The organism is Solibacillus sp. FSL R5-0691 (assembly GCF_037974225.1).
GTDB lineage: Bacteria > Bacillota > Bacilli > Bacillales_A > Planococcaceae > Solibacillus.
In genome coordinates, this window is the sequence record NZ_CP150231.1 from 1,420,499 (window position 1) to 1,437,002 (window position 16,504).

The 16,504-nt window shown below is 38.0% G+C and carries 11 protein-coding genes and 2 pseudogenes; 9 read left to right on the forward strand and 4 right to left on the reverse strand.

The genetic code is table 11. The features are described from left to right. Window positions 1-16: 16 nt before the first annotated feature. The 4 genes from MKY51_RS06905 to MKY51_RS06920 all read left to right on the forward strand — a co-directional run bounded on the left by MKY51_RS06905 (window position 17) and on the right by MKY51_RS06920 (window position 6,048). Window positions 17-1,264 (forward strand): DUF4153 domain-containing protein, encoded by a 1,248-nt coding sequence (locus tag MKY51_RS06905; RefSeq protein ID WP_339176115.1) that lies wholly within the window; start codon window positions 17-19, stop codon window positions 1,262-1,264. Between the two features lie 231 nt (window positions 1,265-1,495). Then, complete coding sequence (locus MKY51_RS06910; RefSeq protein ID WP_339176116.1) at window positions 1,496-2,482, forward strand: NADPH:quinone reductase; 987 nt, start codon at window positions 1,496-1,498, stop codon at window positions 2,480-2,482. A gap of 166 nt (window positions 2,483-2,648) precedes the next feature. Continuing rightward, window positions 2,649-4,487 carry a hypothetical protein gene (locus MKY51_RS06915; protein ID WP_339176117.1) on the forward strand — a complete coding sequence of 613 codons (1,839 nt, stop codon included), beginning with the start codon at window positions 2,649-2,651 and terminating at the stop codon, window positions 4,485-4,487. A 133-nt stretch (window positions 4,488-4,620) separates the two neighbouring features. Then, on the forward strand, window positions 4,621-6,048 hold the full coding sequence (locus MKY51_RS06920; protein ID WP_339176118.1) for an aldehyde dehydrogenase family protein: 1,428 nt from the start codon (window positions 4,621-4,623) through the stop codon (window positions 6,046-6,048). Between the two features lie 417 nt (window positions 6,049-6,465). Here the strand turns inward: MKY51_RS06920 and MKY51_RS06925 are convergent, their stop codons facing one another. Then, on the reverse strand, window positions 6,466-7,350 hold the full coding sequence (locus tag MKY51_RS06925; protein ID WP_339176119.1) for a glycine betaine ABC transporter substrate-binding protein: 885 nt from the start codon (window positions 7,348-7,350) through the stop codon (window positions 6,466-6,468). A gap of 312 nt (window positions 7,351-7,662) precedes the next feature. Here MKY51_RS06925 and MKY51_RS06930 point away from each other — a divergent pair. The 3 genes and pseudogenes from MKY51_RS06930 to MKY51_RS06940 all read left to right on the forward strand — a co-directional run. Further along, window positions 7,663-7,878, forward strand: a pseudogene (locus tag MKY51_RS06930) (ATP-binding cassette domain-containing protein); the annotation flags it as partial. 287 nt (window positions 7,879-8,165) lie between these two features. Continuing rightward, entirely contained in the window at window positions 8,166-10,391 is a 2,226-nt protein-coding gene (locus MKY51_RS06935) for a YcdB/YcdC domain-containing protein (RefSeq protein ID WP_339176120.1), read from the forward strand. Between the two features lie 120 nt (window positions 10,392-10,511). Further along, window positions 10,512-11,021, forward strand: a complete 510-nt coding sequence (locus tag MKY51_RS06940) for a GNAT family protein (RefSeq protein WP_339176121.1) — start codon at window positions 10,512-10,514, stop codon at window positions 11,019-11,021. Window positions 11,022-11,145: 124 nt separating this feature from the next. On the opposite strand, the gene MKY51_RS06945 is transcribed toward MKY51_RS06940, so the two are convergent. The 3 genes from MKY51_RS06945 to abc-f form a co-directional block, all read right to left on the reverse strand. Beyond that, window positions 11,146-12,090 (reverse strand): bile acid:sodium symporter family protein, encoded by a 945-nt coding sequence (locus MKY51_RS06945; protein WP_339176123.1) that lies wholly within the window; start codon window positions 12,088-12,090, stop codon window positions 11,146-11,148. Window positions 12,091-12,289: 199 nt separating this feature from the next. Continuing rightward, on the reverse strand, window positions 12,290-13,336 hold the full coding sequence (locus tag MKY51_RS06950) for an LLM class flavin-dependent oxidoreductase (protein WP_339176124.1): 1,047 nt from the start codon (window positions 13,334-13,336) through the stop codon (window positions 12,290-12,292). Between the two features lie 121 nt (window positions 13,337-13,457). Continuing rightward, window positions 13,458-14,906 (reverse strand): ABC-F type ribosomal protection protein, encoded by a 1,449-nt coding sequence (gene abc-f / locus MKY51_RS06955; RefSeq protein WP_339176125.1) that lies wholly within the window; start codon window positions 14,904-14,906, stop codon window positions 13,458-13,460. 457 nt (window positions 14,907-15,363) lie between these two features. Between abc-f and MKY51_RS06960 the strand changes: the two are divergent. Next, window positions 15,364-15,492: pseudogene (locus MKY51_RS06960) on the forward strand (lysine transporter LysE); the annotation flags it as partial. A 361-nt stretch (window positions 15,493-15,853) separates the two neighbouring features. After that, entirely contained in the window at window positions 15,854-16,453 is a 600-nt protein-coding gene (locus MKY51_RS06965; RefSeq protein WP_339176584.1) for a DedA family protein, read from the forward strand. Window positions 16,454-16,504: the final 51 nt, after the last annotated feature.

Below are 16,504 nucleotides of genomic sequence, written 5' to 3' on the forward strand. Positions count from 1 at the left end.
GGAGGGAGGGAAAGCAATGGAGAGTAATAATTTGGTTATTGAAAATATTACTAAACCCGATGTACTGGAGAAAATGTATCGAAAAGACCCGAAAGCTTTTACTAAGTCATTTAAACAGGCATGGGAACTAAACTCTGATTCCCCGATTTTGAGTGTTTGGTATGAAAGATTGAATTTCAATGAAATTGATAGTAAAAAAAGGTCTGCGTCATTACAAAGTGGATTTATTTTCATGGGAATATTAGCGATCATGGCAGGGGTATGCACAAGAATTATATTCCATTTTGTCGAGCAGGAATCGATTGCTCCGATTAATCTGGCATTTGGTATTATTCCGTTTATTGCTGCCTACTTTGTTTACAAGCATAAAACTAAAAGAAATATCATTTATTCGTTAGTGGCAATGTTCTTAGTTTCAGGAATTTATTTGAATATGCTGCCATTGAATTTCAATGACGATAGCATAATTTTAGCATATTTACATTTCCCGATTTTCTTATGGGTGTTATTAGGGCTAGCATATACAGGAAATGATTATTTAAATAGCAGTACAAGATTAGCTTATATCAAATTTAATTTGGAATATGGCATTCTTTACGCCAGCATGGCAGTTAGCGGGATGTTTCTTGCATTATTAACGTTGCAGTTATTCAGCTTTATTGGCTTAGATATTGAGGACTTCTATTTTAGTAATATCGTTTTATTTGGGGCAGTGGCACTTGCTGTTGTTGGTGTACATCTTGTTTCTATGAATTTAAAGTTGGCCAAAAATATAACTCCATTTATCGCAAAAATATTTAGCCCGTTAGTATTAATTACTTTGCTTGTATACCTTATAACGGTCCTATCAGTCGGTAAAAATCCATTTTTGGACCGCGATTTCCTGATTGCCTTCAACGGTATACTACTTGGCGTACTGGCTGTAACAATCTTCTCTATTACCGAGAAGGACTCGGATGATAAAAAGAGCATCTTCGACTATGTTAATTTCGCTTTAATCGTTGTTGCGCTTATTATTGACAGTGTCGCATTATCAGCCATCATGTTCAGACTGACTTCTTACGGTATTACACCAAATCGGCTTGCTGTTTTAGGGGTGAATATACTTATTTTTGCAAACCTACTTTGGATAATGATTTCCTATTTACGTTATCTTCAAAATAAATCCGGACCTGAAGCGATTCAAGATGCCATTACGAAGTATTTGCCGGTATACGGATTGTGGGCAGCTTTCGTTATATTTACTTTTCCGATTATTTTTTAAATAAAAGAGATAGTGTATATCCCATTAAAGCAGATGACGAAGTGAGTTCGTACATCTGCTTTCAAAATATAGCTTCATTATTATTGCCAATAAAAATTATTTCACGCCCCGTCTATATTATCCATATAGATGAACCAATAAGAGTATTACATTTTAATAATTTATTAAACGAAGCTATCTCTATACAAAACGTAATTTTTCTAATATTCTTAATATAATATAGTTGATGGGGTGAAGTTATTGAAAGCAATACGTATCAATCAATTTGGAACATCTGAAAATTTAGTTGTGGAGCAAGCGGAAGTATCGACACCGGCAGAAAATGAGGTACTGATAAACATTCATGCGGCAGGTGTAAATCCTAGCGATGTTTATACTTCTACAGGTACATATGCGATTAAACCGAACTTGCCATATACGCCAGGCCTGGATGGGGCTGGGGTTGTTGAAAAAGTTGGAGCACAAGTGACTAACGTAAAAGCAGGGGACCGAGTATTTATCGCGAGCTTGCCGAGTGGTAAGTCGACAGGTACATTGGCACAACAGATTGTTTGTGAAAGCCGCTTTGTTCATCCGATTCCAGAGCATATTTCGTTTGAGCAGGGATCCGCATTAGGAATTCCGGCACTGACTGCTTACAGAGCATTGGTTGGAAGAGCGAAAGTGAAATCAGGGCAAACGGTTTTCATTCACGGAGCGAGTGGTGCGGTAGGTTTGCAGGCTGTTCAAATTGCAAAAGCTTTAGGAGCAAAAGTAATAGGAACGGCTAGCCGAGATTCCGGGAAACAACTTGTAAAAGAAGCTGGCGCGGATGTTGTGCTTGATCATACTAAAGAAGAAACGATTGAGACTGTACTTGATGCCAATGATGGCAAAGGTCCAGATGTCATAATTGAATTTCTGGCGAATGAAAATCTGCAAACTGACTTGCAGATGGTTGCTAAAAACGGTGTCATCGTCATTGTCGGAAACCGTGGGGAAATTGAGATTAATCCACGTCTAGTGATGCAAAAAGAATGTGATGTACGTGGGATGGTACTGTTTAATGTATCGGCAGAAGAACACCAGGAACTAATATACGGTGTAGCAAAGCTGCTGGAAACAGAACAGCTAAAACCTGTCGTAGGTTACAGTTATCCATTAGAAGAGGCTGGTAAGGCATTTGATGCAGTAATTAATGGGGAGCATAACGGGAAAGTAGTTGTTAAAACTCAATAATTTATTTTTAGGACTAGTATATTTACTAGTCCTTTTTATCTGATAATTCCCAAAAATTAAGTAAATACTTGTGATATTATTTCGCTTTTTTGCAACAATTTAACAAATAGTTAACAAAAATTGTTATGATAGCTGTATAGAAATGAGAGGGATAGGTAGCAAGTAAATGGGATTTAAAGAAGAAATGAAGCGTGAAATACGTAATGCTCAAAATGATATTGCAAAAGAAGTGGAAAAGCAATGGGTCTTGGAGTATGAAGGTCATCAAATAGAAGTTAGGAATGGCATGATGGAAGAAGTTTTAAAGGTAGATGGCCAAACGATTGCACAAAATGTACGGAAATCAATGTGGTCGCATCTAATACCATTTTCAACAATGAAAGGGACGTTCCAATCCAAAAGCGGTAAAACACATAGAGTATATGTGAAAATAGGCGGCTTTGTTAAATTGAATATAAAGGTGAAAGTAGATGGAAAGCAGTTGCTCCATGAGGCTATGAAACTGCAATTTTTACCATGGGCAAATAAGGCGTATATCGTACCTTTGCTTGAAGAGCAATATGAGCAAAATCAACAGCTAATAACAAAAGATTTGCCGGATGACGATTTATTATATGATGAACATCATCCGAAATTTGCGCCAGGATTTGCAGACCAGCTGCATCAAGAGGCAGTAACACCATTTTATACGAAAAAGCTGATCAAGCTATTTTTAGCACAGGTCGCAAATCCTAGCGATCAAACACGGAAATCAACCTACGAAAAAATTAAAGATGAGAAGGTCATAAGCTATTTTCATGAATTTTTGGAGCGGTTTTCTGAAACTGAAAAAGATGAAGACCGAGTGAAAGAAGAGGCAATTTGGCTGCTTGAGCATGCGGCACATCGCGAAGTAGTAAAATTTGCGCTTCTTGTATTGGGAACAGTTAAATGTGAAGAGTATAAAGAGCGATTAAAAGTGATTGCATTGCATGAAGAGTTTACCGGAGTGGCTTTATTCGCAATAACTAACGGCACAACTAACAGTAATGAGATCGTATGGTATATTGCGAAAAATGTTTCAGATTGGGGTAAACTTGAAGCATTAAATTTCCTGGATGCCTCAAATGAAGATATCCGACAGTGGATATTGCTGGAAGGTCTAAAAAATACTGTACCTGGGAATGCCTCGGCATTAATGTGTGCTGAAAAAGGGAAGCTTGATATTGAACTGCACGAAAAAATTATTTCCGGGAAAATATTTGACAGTGCGGGAACAATTATATTAGCGCTTTTATATGAAGGGGCTTATCAAACGATGGATGAATATCAGTATGCAGGCCAAGTACTGATGCGCTATACACATCATGCGAAAACACATTGCCTGACATTCAGCCAGTTTTTTATTTTGACACAAATTCATGAGTATTTACAATATGATGAAGAAACATGGGATGATCGCTTTTCATCTAACTGGAAACCGCATGAAAAGCGTACAGTAGAAGAAAATATCAACGTGATTGCTCAAAATCCATTATGGCTGCAGGAAGCATTGGAAATTCTGCAATATGACCAGGAAAATGAGGATATGGCGTTAGCGGTAGCCAAATATTATAAAGCAAATATAACGGACATCGTATTTGAAAAGTTAAAGAGTCACCCTGAAAATGTGCAATATTATTATTCATTATTTGCCGCGAAGGATCCGCAAGTTATCCAACGGCTAATTGGAATTACGGCGTGTTTTGGTGATTTCAATGAACTGACGAACGACCAGAAAGTTGTAGTTTTATCACTTATTGAAGAATTGGATCAGTATGATGGGATTGGTATGGATTTTATTAGGCAAGCTTTAAAAACGACTGACGACCATCTGCAGTATATGGCGATTCAAACATTACTTTCATATGATCGTGTGTATTGGCAAGGTACTGAAATCGAAGAACTTATAGTGCGTTTTACAAAAGAATCAAAAGATCCGGATGTGAAGGAAATCGCTAAGCAATTGCTTGCAATAAATGAATAGGTTAACACTGATTAAAAATTCGAAGCGCTACTACAGGCTTCGAATTTTTTTGCTTTATGAGAAAGTTTCAAATGTTTACTGACAAGCACAAAGGGAATATTTTTTATAAGTCGATTTATAAAGGAGTTTGATTATGCTAAATCATACAAAACAATACATCAATGGGGAATGGGTTGATTCTACTGGATCAGATACAATCGAAGTAATTAACCCTGCGACAGAGGAAGTAGTAGGTAAGATTAGCAGCGGGACGAAAGAAGATGTGAATCGAGCGGTCCAGGCAGCGAAGGAGGCTTTCCCTTCCTTTTCAAAAATGTCGGTGGATGATCGAATTAAGCTGTTGGAAGCGATTGCTGAAGAATATGAAAATCGTAAAGACGATTTAGTGAAAATAATGACCGCTGAATTAGGTGCACCTATTACCAAATCGGAGGAAATCCATTTTAAGATGGGGCTAACGCATTTCAAAGAAGCGGCAGAACAATTGAAGACATTTAAATTTACCGAAAAAAGAGAGAAATCATATATTCAAAAAGAACCGATTGGAGTAGCCGGGCTGATTACACCGTGGAATTTCCCGACAAATCAGCTTTCCACAAAGCTTGCAAGTGCACTGGCGGCCGGATGTACGATGGTAGTAAAACCTGCTTCCCAAACACCGTTTGCAGCGGTCATTCTGGCGGAAATTTTGGATAAAGCGGGTGTTCCAAAAGGAGTATTTAATCTTGTAAACGGTTCAGGTTCAACAGTAGGTGAAGCAATCAGTACACATCCGGATGTGGACATTGTATCGTTTACCGGTTCAGGTGAAGTTGGCAGCGGGTTAATGAAAAATGCTGCTGAAGATATTAAAAATATTTCATTGGAACTTGGCGGCAAATCACCATTTGTTATTTTAAAAGATGCGGATGTTAAGGAAGCAGCGAAAGCGGCATTAGGACAAATTGCTATGAATACAGGGCAAGTATGTTCCGCGGCAACGCGCATGATCGTACCGGAAGAAATGCATGATGAATTCATTGAAGCAATGAAAGAATTAGTTACGGAATTTCCGGTAGGGGATCCACAGGATAAAAATACATTTATGGGTCCTCAAGTTTCCAAAGATCAGTGGGAGACCGTTCAATCCTACATTAAAAGAGGTGAAGAAGAAGGTGCAACCATTGCAATCGGTGGGCCAGGCAGACCAGATGGAATTAATAAAGGATTCTTCTCACAAATTACGGTATTTACAAATGTGAAAAACGATATGACCATTGCACAGGAGGAAATCTTTGGTCCGGTTATGTCGGTCATTAAGTACAAAGATTTAGACGAAGCCATTGATATTGCTAATGATACGATTTATGGACTTGCCGGATATGTATTCGGTAATGATAAAGAAGACCTGAAGAAAGTCGCTTTCTCCATCCGAGCGGGGCAAATTCGTATTAATGATAGTGAAACGGATCGTTCGGCACCATTCGGAGGCTTTAAACAATCTGGTATTGGCCGTGAATGGGGCGATTATGGTATCGAGGAGTTTCTTGAGCCAAAAGCGATTATGGGAATGCCGTTCTAATTGGAAAGCTGTCCAAGTGTTTGTAACTTGGGCAGTTTTTTTGTCTTGAAGAACTTGAGGGAGATTTTATTAGAACAGTTGGGGAGGATATTAGAAGAAATGCGCTGGTTATTTGAAGAACGGTAGAACATATTAGAAGAGTTGACGACTTTATTAGAACAAACATTAAATAAATTAGAACTTCGCATTTTTATTAGAACAAATAAAAATATATTAGCAGATCTCAAAATTTATTAGAAAATCATTGCCGGAAATTCCTTTAGGCACCCTTCAAATTAAAGTTATCCACAAGTAACTAAATTATTGCGCGGGAAATTTTTGAATTATCTGATATTAGGTTGCGTAATTTTAACCGCTATCGCTGTATTCCTTTTAGAAAAAAGCATCGGAAATAAATTTCCCGATGCTATTGTATGACTATTTTTTTGGAGCTAAATCTTCAATCGAATCAATATCCATATATGCTGGAACAACAAAGCCAAGTCGTGCCCCTTTTAAGTTTTCACCTAAATCAATAAAGTCATCTTTGTGCTTTTCGTAAAAGGATTCATGGGTAATCGGCAGCCATGGAGCTAATGAAATATCCCCATTTCCCGTTGAAATCGCCTGGAACATAATTGCTGGGTCAACTGGAGTGATTTCGGTATCAAAGCCATGCTGTTCCAATATAGCTGCGATGACATGTGATGAAGCATCTTCAGTATCCCAAGGAGTTGAAATAATACTAATTTTTTCACCGTTTCCTTTTTCAACGCCAGCAGTCCATTCTGCAATCGTATCCGAATTTTCCTCTACCCACTTATTTGCAGCATCCTCAAAGTTTGAATCTTGGGCATCGGTCATGACCGTTTCCATATCTTCCGGCTCCCAATAAAAGCGATCCACTATTGTATAAGCGTTCGGTAAATCTTCTTTAAAACCTTTTCGTACAATCGTATTAATATTTTCAATTTCACCTAATGATTTTTTAGGATCCTCCAAATATTTTAGATCATATTTTGCGAACATCCAATGAGGGTTCCAGCCTGTAAATATAATGGGTTCTTCATTTTTATAGGCTTTATCCAGTTCTCCCAGCATACCTGCCGTAGAACTTTCTGTAAGGTTCCAGTTATTTAGATTCTCGTAATCTTGTAAAGTATTATTTGCTAATCCCATTGTTCCGCTTCCTGGTTCAATGCCATTAATCGTGTAGTTTAATTTTTCTTCAATTGTAGCACTGCTATCATCCTGATTATTACAACCAGCTAAAAGCAGACCCGATAATGCTACTGAAAATATTCCTAATTTTTTAAAATGCATAATACGCTCCCTTTATTCCTTTTATAATGTAACAACCTTAAATATTTTACGAGTTGTTACTTGGTTTATAATTATTAACTTAAACTTTATTTTTGTCAATTCGAAATCGTAAAAAAATACTATATAGAAATAAAAAAGTCGGATGGAAACCGTTAAATATTACAAAATTTTATTGGAGATTACGTAATAAACTTTAAAATTACAATATTGCAATTTAAATGTCTCCATTGTTACGTTTTTGAAAAGCGGGGTATATAAATAATGTATTTTATCAAAATAGGATTACGATAAATGGGAAAAGGAATGAGCTCTATGCTACATATCGAAAACTTACGCAAAGTATACCGTGGTGGGAAAGTGGCCGTGGATAACTTAACTCTTGATATTAAAAAAGGGGAGTTTATCGCATTTATTGGTACGAGCGGTAGTGGTAAAACGACAGCCCTTCGTATGCTGAACCGCATGGTAGAGCCTACTAGCGGAACAATTTCAATAAACGGGAAAGAGATTACGAAGATGAATCCGGTTACTCAATAACCGAACTTTAACACCTATTTTCAAAATAGGTGTTTTTTTATTCTTTTAGGAATAATTTAAACTATCCATCACGATAACTGGTAATGTTTTCGGAAAGAGCTAAGAGGGAGGAATTAACTACTTATGGTATTGATCAAACGATTAGATATATGGCTTATCGGCTTTAACATTTCATAATAATTAGTTAAATATTAACAAAAGTGAAACTATTTTGAATTTAAGTTCGTAATATATAAGTGTAAACAGATGTTTACGAGAAAGAGATAGGGGGATGAAGAGTGGTAACTTTTAAAAAGGCGGGTGCCATGCTAACTGCAACAGCGCTATCTGTTGGGTTATTAGCACCGATTGCTAGTGCTTCAACATTAGGGAATGAACGAATGGAGACATTACCGATTCAGGTCGCACAAGCAAATACTACAGTAACAAAAGCAGATTTAATAAAGCGTTTCCGAGAATTATTTCCAAATGAGTTCCTGCATGTATCGGAAAAAGACTTTCATAGCGGGGCTGGATACTCACATCATACAGACACTACGGTGCGATATGAACTTTATTTCTCAAAGAATATTGATGATCAATATGAACATGGGAGCTTTGTTTTCGTAGGCGATACGTTAGAGTTGGAGCAATTCTATTATCAACCTGTATACACAAAGGATGTATTATTCCCGGCAAAATATTCAAAAGAAGAAGTGAAAAAATCAGCAGATAAATTTATGGGAAAGTTCAGTAAAGGCGAAGGGTATGAGCTTGTGCCGAACGCATACGATTATTACTCTCCATCTATATTAACGCAGCCTGTTGAATATTCATTTAATTATGAGAAGAAAAATTCAGGGATTCCAATTTCAGATCAAACTATCAATATTCGTGTACTAGGAGATGGCACAGTAGCATCATTTTATAAAACAACCTCTTCAAAAAATAATTTCACATATGATGACCCATCAAAAAAACTAGATGAATCATCCGTTGCTAACCGCGTTCAAGATGCTTTAAAAGCACAATTGTCTTATACAATTATACCGGATTATTCAACAGGAAATCATAAAGTGAAGTTAGTTTATGAACCGAATAGCCAGGTTATTTCAGGTATCCATGCGCTAACAGGGGAATGGATAACTTTGGACGGGCTCTCGTCAACATTATCTGCTAAACCAATTACACCAATTGTATCAGCGCCATTAGCGGCAAAACAGCCGAACATGACAGCAGCTCAGGCACGAGCATTGGCTGAGAAATTGCTTGCAACAGATATAAAAGGTGTTCAACTGGAGATTGGAGCGGTTGATGAAACAACTTCGGAGTCGGGTAAAGAAGTATTCAACATTCAATATATGTATAACTATCGTAATGGTGGAACAGGGACTGTACTAACAATTGATAAAGCAACAGGGGAATTCATTAATTACAGTGATATCAAAAGTAGTCTCGAAGTAGATAATGATGACAGCAAAGATGAAGTGAAATTAACACAAAAACAGGCATTGGATAAAGCGATCGCTCTTGTAAAAGAATGGATCCCTTCATCTGCTCACAAGTATGCATTGCCGGTAAATGAAGGCTACCATGAGACCTACAATAATAGTTATAACTTTACGTTCCCGCGCATCGAGAATGGCTTAACGGTAATGGGGGATAGTGTCTCAGTAAGTGTCGATGCCAAAACAGGTGATTTAGTCAACTTATACATGAGCGACTATGGTGATTTGGAGTACCCGGCAGTAACGGATATTTTAGCTGAACAGGAAGCAACAAAAATGTTGAAGGATGAGTTGAAACTGAAACTGCAATATGTGAATCATCCAAAAGTAGGGAATGAGCAGCATTACAGTTTAGCATACCAACCAGTCTTCAAAGAACGGTCTGCTGGCATTGATGCCAAAACAGGTGAATGGTTAGATGCATCTGGAATGGCCAATGCGGACAAGCCGAAAATCGAGCATCCAAAAGCTGCCGAAGAATTAAATTATTTAATTCATGCAGGTATTTTAGAAGTTAACGAAAAGTTTAACCCGGATGCCGCTATTACAAAAGAGGAAGCATTAAAAGTATTACTGAAATCCGTAACATACATGTATTACAGCTCTAGATACAATGATTTTGAAATGGCGGACGAATCATTTACTGATATCACGCCAGACGATCCTTCATATGCATTTGTCTCTCGTGCATTAAAGATGGGAATGCTCGATGCATCTACTAAAACCTTTAATCCTCAGACAGCTCTTACTAATCAGGAGCTGGCAAAATGGGTAATTGGAACACTGAAACTAAATAAACCTGCACAACTGAGTGATATATATGAATTGAAATACAGTGATGCCGCACTAGTAGATAAGGAATTACGTGGTCACGTGGCATTAGCGTATGCAATGGGATTACTTGAAGCTGAAAATAATCAGTTGAAGCCAACTAGTGAAGTTACGTATGCACAATTAGCTCAAGTGACAATTCGTTTAGCACATAAAATGAACGAATATCAGATTAATAACTATTAATAGCAGGTTTAGTTTAAATGAAACATCCCTTGCCATATAAAACGGCAAGGGTTTTCATATGTAAATTACGGAGCTAAGAACGATTAGTGCGTTGCGAAAATCAGAATGGTGGGATGATTAATGGTTATTAATCGAAATGAAATTTACTTCAGAAAGTTGAAATTAGAAGATTTCAATGCTGTAGTGGATTGGAGCAGGGATGAGCATTTTTGTGAAGCAAATGGTTGGCAAAAAAATAGAGATCATATGGAAGTGTTTAAATGGTGGGAACGTTGTGTAGCCAATCAACAAAAAGATATGATTCGTCTGGGAATTGAATATAAAAATAGACTTATCGGTTATGCCGATTTAACCGAGATTAATGAAAATTGTGCTGAAATTGGTATTGCTATAGGTGACAGTACGCTCTGGAATATTGGCATTGGTACACGAATGATAGAGGAATTAATCAATTATGCAAATGAACAATTTGGAATTACCACATTTTACGGAGAAACGCATGAAACAAATCATCGCACCAGAAAATTAATGAAGAAAATTGGATTTACAGAGGAAAGCCGTGTGGGAACAGATTTATACATAGGGAAAGAAGTTAAGTTAGTACAATATAAGTTGGTTTTGAAAGAATGATAAGATCTTTTAATGAAGAAGGAAAGGTATACATATTTGAATGCATTTAAGCCCATTAATACATATGAACGAAAAAGAAGAGGTACGAATCATTATGAATTCGTACCTCTTTTTTGTGTTATTACTATTTGCTGTTTTCCTTTTTATTCGCTTTTGAACCCCAATAGGTAGCAAGAATCGGTCCGGAAATATTGTGCCAGAAACTGAAGATCGCACTCGGAACTGCCGATACGGGATCGAAGTGCGCCATCGCTAACTGTGCTCCTAAACCTGAATTTTGCATCCCAACTTCAATCGATACCGCTTTTTGATCATCGTATTTTAGTTTAAATAGTTTCGCTACCAAGTATCCAATTAAGTAGCCCAACCCGTTATGTAAAATAACAATGGCAAAAATGATTAATCCAGTTTCCAAAATTTTATCGCGGCTTCCGCTTACTACGGCTGCAACGATCATTACGATCGCCACCACGGATATTGTTGGTAGGATATCAATGCTTTTCTCTACAATTGGTCTAAATAAGAATTGAGCAAGAATCCCTAAAATGATCGGGATCAATACAACTTTAATAACCGACATAAACATGGCCATAAATGAAACCGGTAACCATTCGCTTGCTAATAAATAGATGAGAGCAGGTGTTACAAACGGTGCTAATAATGTTGTGAATGATGTAATTGTAACAGATAATGCCGTATTACCTTTAGCGAGGAATGTCATAACGTTTGATGACGTACCCCCTGGACAACATCCTACTAAAATAACCCCAACCGCAATTTCAGGTGGTAAATTGAAAATTTTTGCTAACGCAAATGCAAGTAATGGCATAATGACAAATTGAGAAATAATCCCGATAATTACGCCTTTCGGATATTGAAGAATTAATTTAAAGTCATCTAATTTTAATGTCATCCCCATACCAAACATGACAATTCCTAATAATATGGTGATGTAACTGCCGATCCAAGTGAAATATTCAGGTGTCCAAATTGCTAAACCTGCAGCAACAAGAACCCAAATCGCAAATGTATTTCCTGCAAACTTACCTATCTTCTGTAAAACTCCCATGATGATGTAACCTCAGCTTTCTATTGAATTCATGTTATTGTAGTTTAATAAATTTATAATTGCAATAATTTTCTGAATTTTAAGCATTTTTGTTATTATTCTAGTGAATATAGTCTGAAACTTTTGGTGGGACATATTAACATACATCATAAAAAGGGGCTATGCAGAAAAATACTGCATAGCCCCTGACCGATCATCTTTATCTCTTTTTCAATTTTGCTACTTCTTCACGCACAATTGGTGCAACTTTCGTACCTAAAAGTTCAATGGCATGCAGTACTTGGTCATGCGGCATAGAACCGACCGGCACGTGTAAGAAAAACCTTGAAATGCCGACATGTTCGTACAGATAGATGATTTTCTTCGCAACCGTTTCCACATCACCTACATAAAGAGCGCCTTCCAAGCTTCGGGCCTCATCAAATGCTTCACGTGTATACGGTGCCCAGCCACGTTCGCGGCCTAGTTTCGTCATAGCCGCTGCTGTTGACGGGAAAAACTGCTCTGCTGCAATTTCTGTCGTATCTGCAATAAACCCGTGTGAATGGGAAGCGACGCGCAGCTTTGAAATATCATGTCCTGCTTTTTTCGCCACATCATAATACAATTGAACGATGCGCGCAAAATACAGAGGGCTTCCTCCGATAATTGCCAATGTTAACGGCAAGCCCAATGTAGCCGCACGGATTGCAGATTGTGGTGTACCGCCGCTCGCTATCCAAATCGGCAATTTTTCCTGTACAGGGCGGGGGTAGATACCGCGTCCTGGAATAGACGGGCGGAAATGGCCGGTTGATGACACAATCTCATTTTCCTGAAGATTTAATAAGAGATCGAGTTTTTCTTCAAAAAGCGCATCATAGTCATTCAAGTCATTGCCGAACAGCGGGAATGACTCAATGAATGAACCGCGTCCAGCCATAATTTCGGCGCGTCCGTTCGATAGTCCGTCAAGTGTCGCAAATTGCTGGAAGACACGTACCGGATCGTCAGATGAAAGGACCGTTACAGCGCTTGTTAGTCGAATCTGTTTTGTTTGCATTGCAGCCGCAGCGAGTACGACAGAGGGAACTGATGCTGCATAATCTTCGCGGTGATGTTCCCCGACACCATACACATCCAGTCCAACCGCATCCGCCAGCTTAATTTCTTCGACGATTTGCCGCAGTCGTTCAGCATGACTTACTGTTTCACCTGTTAGCACATCCGGTGTAGTTTCTGCAAAAGTTGAAATACCTATTTCCATATGATGACCTCCAATTAGTAAAGGGCTCGTTTCCTTTTCTTACTATCATTACCATAATAATTATTGTAGTGCACACCGGTAGGAAATGAAAGAAATGTATCTCTCGTAAAGAACAGTATTATCACATTTCAATTACTTTCTTATCTTTTATTTCAATCGTTCTTGTTGCCACTTGCTTCACAAAATAGTCATCATGGGAAACAAAGAGCACAGTCCCGTCATAGGCCTTAATAAAGTTTGCCAATGCCTCTTTTGTCGCCATATCAAGGAAGTTGGTCGGTTCATCAAGCAGGAGAATATTATATTCACCTAAAAACAGCTGACTTAAAAGCAATCGAATCCGTTCGCCACCGCTTAAAACGGTGATTCGCTTTTGCAGATCATTTTGTTCAAACTGCATTTGATGCAAAACAGTGCGGATAAATGCATCGTTGTATTCACTTCTTGTTTTAATAAAACGCCAGATCGTCTCGTCCGGTAAATTTTGATAAGCAAGCTGTGAAAAATGACCGATTTTTACTTTCGGTGAGCGTTCTATATTAGGATGCTTTTCGATAATCGCGTGCAGCAATGTTGATTTTCCGCTGCCGTTCGGACCTGTTATCGCTAGTTTATCCTGTAGGCGAACATGAAGCTGACATTGATCCAACAGTATATTGTTTCCGATTGCTAAAGTAAGGTCCCGCATCATAATCGGTACTTTATTATGAAGTTCCAGTGCTTTCGATTGTTTGAAGTGAAGTGGCACTTCTTCTTTAACTTTCTCGACAACAGGCAGCTGTTCAATCCGTTTTTCGATTGCTTTAGCTGATCGGTAAACCGATTTTTGGCTCGTTCCTTTCGATTTTGTTTCAAACATTCGGTTTGCTTTGGCCTTCGTTTCTTTTTTTGACATCCTTTTCGCTTCGGTAATCTTTTCGGCTTTTTTCATTTTTTCAGCAACAGCCTTTTCCAAGTGTGCCTTTTCGCGAACATATTTTTCATGGGCAGCAGCTTGCTCCAGTTTTTCCCGTTCTTTTTGCGCGGCATAATCCGAATAATTCCCGCTATAGACTGTCACATACCCGTCACTCACTTCCCAGATTGTCGTAACGACGCTATCCAGCAAGTTTCGGTCATGACTGACAATGACGACGGCTCCGTAATAATAGCGGAGCTGCTCCTGCAAAAATTTGATGCCATCCTGATCTAAATGTGTTGTCGGTTCATCTAATAGCATTGCCTCGTAGTAATGGCTGAATGCCTGTGACAATTTCAACCGTGTTTGTTCGCCACCGCTATGGGGATCGACTGCTTTCAGTTTATGGACAAGCGCAATATCAATATTGTCATCAGTAACGGCAGGGGATGTTTGTTCAAAATAATAATAGTCGACATGTGCATTTACATTCCCTTGCTGTGGAATGAGTTGACCGGTTAATAATTTTATTAGAGTACTTTTACCGGCACCGTTATTACCGACAATCCCAATGCGGTCGAATTGATAAATGGCCAGCTGCGGGATTGTCAGTACATCCTTATCTAAAAATTGTACAAGTATATTTTTTAGTTCAAAGCTTAAGTTTTCCATTGTTGCTACCTCCGAAATAGTAAATTTCGTACCGATAGCTTATCGATACGAGCGGTTAGGGTAATCCGCCCGTATTAAAAGAATAGTAACATCTGCATAGTTTTAGCCCTCCATTTTATAATGAGTCTAAAACGCAATAAAAAAGCAGACATATGTATGCCTGCTGCGAAAAAAATATAGAAATCTCCCGTTTAAAGAGGAATCCCTATGGTTTCTTCGTTTACAAGCATGACAAAAAGGCCCAACATTAATGGGTTTGCTTTTTTATTGCCAGCTTAGCGTAAACGAATTGAAAACATAGAAACATCCCTCCTTCTCATAAATTAATGCCATCATAATAGATTTCCGGAAATAAATCAATACTGGAATTTACTGGGGAATATTTAAAAGTGAATGAAGGTTTATAAGTATTCGTAAATTATTATATTTATAAAGCGGACGCAAGAAGGAATTTTTTTCACTTACAAGGAAAGTCATGAACCGAGCGATGATTAAATGGACATCCATTATTGCAGGCTTATTATTATTCGGATTTGGCTGCTATTTTATTTATGAATTTATTCATGATTTAAAAGCATTGATTTAACGATTTGAACAGGGGATTCCATAGTACTTATGGTTTCGCCTGTTTGTGTTTATATTTGCACGCATTAGGCAGAGGTATGCTGACTGACATATCGCTTTTTGCATAGACATACACTGCTATAAAATTAAAATTTTGCGGATGAGGCAACATTTATGAGGAGAGGACGTTCTAATCTATAGAAGAACATACATAAATACGGCATGTTTTCACAATTTGTATTGTGAATCGTTTAAAGATTTTGTATGCTAAGTGAATGTAGAAGTGGACTTTGGAGTTGAAATCGGACTTTGTCGCTGATTTTAACTTTGGATATTGCAAATGATTGGAGTTGTTTTTGTTGTTAGATACAATCATTCTATCAATGATTGAGTTTTTTAAAGGGTTTGGCTATTTCGGTGTGTTACTGGCACTTTGCTTTGAGTTTATTCCAGCAGAAGTCATCTTACCGATGGCCGGGTTTTGGATTGCTCAAGGGGAATATAGCTATTGGTTAATGGTGCTTGCCGGAACAGTAGGCGGAACATTAGGACCGTTGACTTTGTATGCGGTAGGGCGTTATGGTGGTCGTCCAATCGTTCTGAAATACGGGAAGTTCTTCTTGATTAATGAGAAGCAAGTGAATGCATCGGACAAGTTTTTCGCAAAATACGGCGCGGGCGTTGCCTTTTTCGGACGCTTTATGCCAATCGTCCGTACCGCAATTTCGGTACCATGCGGGATGACAAAAATGAATGTATGGAAGTTTTCAATCTATACATTTTTAGCGATGTTTCCGATTACCGCGCTTTATGTTTATTTAGGCATTAAGCTTGGGGAGAACTGGGAGCAGGCAGGGGATCTGTTTAAACAGTATTTGCAGCCTTTTGTCATCATCATAATTATTCTGGCAGTAATCTATGCGATTTATAAATACCGCATTAAATTATTGGAACGTAAAATGAATTTACCTAATAAAAAATAAAAAATGAAAGGGCAGCCTCATTATACAGGCAGCCCTTTTTAATTTGCTTAT

Coding starts and splice junctions, on each gene's coding strand:
- MKY51_RS06905 (WP_339176115.1), top strand. CDS start 17: ATGGAGAGTAATAATTTGGTTATTGAAAATATTACTAAACCCGATGTA.
- MKY51_RS06915 (WP_339176117.1), top strand. CDS start 2,649: ATGGGATTTAAAGAAGAAATGAAGCGTGAAATACGTAATGCTCAAAAT.
- MKY51_RS06920 (WP_339176118.1), top strand. CDS start 4,621: ATGCTAAATCATACAAAACAATACATCAATGGGGAATGGGTTGATTCT.
- MKY51_RS06925 (WP_339176119.1), bottom strand. CDS start 7,350: ATGCATTTTAAAAAATTAGGAATATTTTCAGTAGCATTATCGGGTCTG.
- MKY51_RS06940 (WP_339176121.1), top strand. CDS start 10,512: ATGGTTATTAATCGAAATGAAATTTACTTCAGAAAGTTGAAATTAGAA.
- MKY51_RS06945 (WP_339176123.1), bottom strand. CDS start 12,090: ATGGGAGTTTTACAGAAGATAGGTAAGTTTGCAGGAAATACATTTGCG.
- MKY51_RS06950 (WP_339176124.1), bottom strand. CDS start 13,336: ATGGAAATAGGTATTTCAACTTTTGCAGAAACTACACCGGATGTGCTA.
- abc-f (WP_339176125.1), bottom strand. CDS start 14,906: ATGGAAAACTTAAGCTTTGAACTAAAAAATATACTTGTACAATTTTTA.
- MKY51_RS06965 (WP_339176584.1), top strand. CDS start 15,854: ATGATTGAGTTTTTTAAAGGGTTTGGCTATTTCGGTGTGTTACTGGCA.